This window comes from Daejeonella sp., assembly GCF_044348475.1.
Taxonomy (GTDB): Bacteria; Bacteroidota; Bacteroidia; order Sphingobacteriales; family Sphingobacteriaceae; genus Daejeonella.
Genome location: NZ_JBIKSU010000146.1, coordinates 1 through 3,551, shown reverse-complemented (window position 1 = coordinate 3,551; position 3,551 = coordinate 1). Strand labels below are relative to the sequence as shown.

General features: G+C 37.3%; 4 protein-coding genes. 3 read left to right on the top strand and 1 reads right to left on the bottom strand.

The genetic code is table 11. The features are described from left to right. A partial coding sequence (locus ACIQZ6_RS12450) for a penicillin-binding transpeptidase domain-containing protein (protein WP_395811580.1) occupies positions 1-630 on the top strand: 630 nt, incomplete at its 5' end. Then, positions 623-1,882, top strand: a complete 1,260-nt coding sequence (rodA, locus tag ACIQZ6_RS12445) for a rod shape-determining protein RodA (RefSeq protein ID WP_395811578.1) — start codon at positions 623-625, stop codon at positions 1,880-1,882. The genes ACIQZ6_RS12450 and rodA, both read left to right, overlap by 8 nt. On the opposite strand, the gene ACIQZ6_RS12440 is transcribed toward rodA, so the two are convergent. After that, positions 1,875-2,816, bottom strand: a complete 942-nt coding sequence (locus ACIQZ6_RS12440; protein WP_395811576.1) for a hypothetical protein — start codon at positions 2,814-2,816, stop codon at positions 1,875-1,877. The two genes, rodA and ACIQZ6_RS12440, sit on opposite strands and share 8 nt — an antisense overlap. Positions 2,817-2,999: 183 nt before the next feature. Between ACIQZ6_RS12440 and ACIQZ6_RS12435 the strand changes: the two genes are divergently transcribed. Further along, the coding region (locus ACIQZ6_RS12435; protein WP_395811574.1) for a thymidine kinase at positions 3,000-3,551 on the top strand (552 nt) is incomplete at its 3' end.

Sequence of the window (3,551 nt, the reverse complement as noted above, 5' to 3'; positions counted from 1 at the left end):
TGGGGATCAGCCTATACTATATCTCTTTCTATCGGACAAGGAGAACTGGGTATTACTCCATTACAAATGGCCAATGTAATGGCCATTGTAGCCAATCGTGGGTTCTTTTATAAACCACATCTAATCAAGGCCATTGGGAGCAAAAAAGTTATAAAAAAGGAATACCTGCAAAAAAACAATGCAGGTATCGATTCAAAATATTTTAATGTAGTAATCGATGGAATGAGTGCTGTAGTAAATCAACCCAGTGGCACGGCTTGGTATTCGAAAATCGAAGATATAGAAATGTGTGGCAAGACCGGTACTGTACAAAATCCACATGGGAAAGACCATTCTGTATTTGTTGCTTTTGCCCCGCGTGATAATCCAAAAATCGCTATAGCTGTAATTGTTGAAAATGCAGGATCCGGTGCAACTTGGTCGGCACCAATAGCCAGCTTAATGGTTGAAAAGTACATAAAAAAGACAATCAGCAGGCCCCAGATCTATGTAGACCGTATAATGCAGGCTAATTTATTGCCAGGTGCTATCCAGTTTTCTCCAGTATCTAAGAAGATTGCGAGCAATACTATTAGTTCAACTACTAACACCAATGAAAAGCCAAACCGAGTAATTAGAACGAATGAATAATCAACGTAGCCTCTTTTTTAATGTAGATTGGTTTGTCATCTTAACCTACATTGGTTTATGCATGATTGGATGGTTCAATATCCATGCGGCGGTTTATGATCCATTGAATCCAACTATTTTGGATCTAGACACTAATTATGGAAAACAACTGATTTTTATTATTTCGGCCATCATTATTGGCTTTGCCATACTCCTGCTCGACAGCAAGTTCTTTACTACTTTTTCTCCTATATTTTATGTAATAACAATCATTCTGCTTATCCTGGTGCTCATAATTGGACGGAATGTTGGTGGTAATCAGGCTTGGATACCAATAGGTAGCTTTAGGCTTCAGCCTTCTGAATTTGCAAAATTTGCTACCTGCCTTCTTCTTGCACGATATCTTAGTTCAGGAACAATAAAAGTGCAGGAAATTAGAACACAGCTAGTTGCAGCTTTAATCATTCTATTACCAACGGTACTCATACTCTTGCAACCCGATGCAGGATCGGCTTTAACCTTTAGTTCATTAATACTATTGCTTTACCGTGAGGGCCTCTCAGGATACTTTTTAGTGATCGAAGGCCTCTCCATCTTGCTTTTCATTTTGACCGTTCTTTACAATAAATACATTGTGCTTGCTGGGATTATTGTAGTTGCAGGAATTATTTTCTATTACTATCGAAAAAGTAAAAAAATGATTACGGTAACGGGGTTTGGAGTTCTGTTTTCAATCTTGTTTATATTTTCAGTCGATTATGCCTATAACCAGATCCTAAAACCTCATCAACGAAATCGGATAGATTTAATTCTTGGAAAAGTAGACGACCCACGCGGAATTGGATATAACCTGAATCAATCTAAAATTGCAATCGGCTCTGGAGGTATTTGGGGAAAGGGCTATCTACAGGGTACACAAACTAAATATAATTTTGTACCCGAACAGAGTACAGACTTTATATTTTGCACTATTGGTGAAGAGTGGGGATTTATTGGATGCTTATTTGTTATCGGGCTTTATCTGTTCCTGCTTATCCGAATTATAAATATTGCTGAGCGACAGCGATCTTCATTTGCAAGAATCTACGGATATGGAGTGGCATCCATATTATTTTTTCACATTTTCATTAATATTGGAATGACTATCGGACTGATTCCTGTGATTGGGATTCCGTTGCCGTTTCTAAGTTACGGAGGTTCATCGCTATGGAGCTTTACAATCCTGCTCTTTATCCTACTAAAATTCGATTCAAACCGTATGGGTATTATTTAGTAAACCGACGATTCAAAATTTCATAAAATTTATCTGCAACATCCTGTTTTTCTGACCAGCTATTTTTTGCAGCATAATTTTGTTTAAGGAAATTATCAGCTGCTTCAAAGCTTTCAAAACGATCTAGTAACTCAATTGCCTCAGTATAGGCAAGACTATAACCATTAAAAAGATCTCGAACAAACTGAAGCTTATCATTCAGGCTGATCAATCCTTTTAGGTCTTTGAATTGCCTTTGGTTAAATTGACTAGATACAGTATCTGAAGAAGATTGAGTAGAAAGAATCTCATTTAGGGTAAGTGGCTGTGGAGTTTCCTCTTCGAGAATTGCAACTGGCTCGAATTCAATTATATCAACTGGAACCACTTCAACAGGTTGTTCAGGAATTACAGGCGGCAGGTTTTCAAGCTCCACAGGATTACCCCACTGAATATCAGATTCTGGTTCAGGAATTATTTTTAAGTGTGTTTTCTCATTAATCACCTGTAATTCATCTTCAGTTAGCGGCCGATCAAATAACTCATCCGTATTTTTATCTTCAAAATCAAAAGAAACAACACTTTCATTTTCGATGCTGAACTTCCAATCGGGTTTACTCACCTCTTCCACATATTCTACATCTTCTTCATTTTCTAATTCATTTACATCATCTACATAAACCTCCTGTTCCTGTAATTCAATACTTTCCTGAACCAAATCAATGATTTCCTCATCTTTGATTTCAGAAACCATGGTTTCTTGTATGATTTGGCTTGAGGCTGTATTTAATTTTAAAAGTATTGAGATGTGGTCTGAAAGAAAATCAGCACTCGCAGCAAAAAGCTCCAATTCAAGCTCATTTAAATTATCTGGATTTTGAGAGAGATATTCAAATTGTTCATTGAGTTCAGTAATAATACCTCCAACTTTCTTAAAAATTTCTTTCTTATTCATTATCATTTTAAAAATAGGTTTTTGGCCTCAGATCAGCCCATAAATGGCGCTGATAAGCATTTTGCTTAAACAAATATAAGGACATTTATCTACAACTGGGACTAAATTTTAATCCCTTACACCATCAATCCGGCAGAAATTTCAGATATTAGTTGCTAGAAAAAAAGCAGGGAAAAGAGCAGAATGTTATTCAGTGAACATAATTTCAAACAAAGAAAAGAACTAGGTGGCAGCATTGAAGTTATTTGCGGTTCCATGTTTTCTGGAAAAACAGAAGAGCTGATCAGAAGGCTACGTCGGGCGCAAATAGCTAAACTAAATGTTGAAATCTTCAAGCCCAAAACAGATACTCGCTATGACGAAAACTCTGTGGTTTCTCATGACCTGAATTCTATCCATTCTACCCCAGTTGAAAACGCAGCATCCATACTTTTGTTAGGAGCAAATACAGAAGTGGTTGGAATTGATGAAGCCCAATTTTTTGATGATGAACTGCCCGATGTTTGTAATAAGCTAGCAAACAGAGGAATACGTGTAGTAATTGCAGGCCTTGATATGGACTTCCAAGGAAAACCTTTTGGACCTATGCCCGCATTGATGTCAATTGCTGAACTCGTAACAAAGGTGCATGCTGTTTGCGTACAATGTGGCGGACCGGCAACTTATTCATTCCGCACGGCTACTAGTGAATCAAAAATTCTTTTGGGTGAAAAAGAAAGTTATGAACCACGCTGC

What these genes read in the sequence shown, in the direction of transcription:
- rodA (WP_395811578.1), top strand. Translation starts at nt 623, where the DNA reads ATGAATAATCAACGTAGCCTCTTTTTTAATGTAGATTGGTTTGTCATC.
- ACIQZ6_RS12440 (WP_395811576.1), bottom strand. Translation starts at nt 2,816, where the DNA reads ATGAATAAGAAAGAAATTTTTAAGAAAGTTGGAGGTATTATTACTGAA.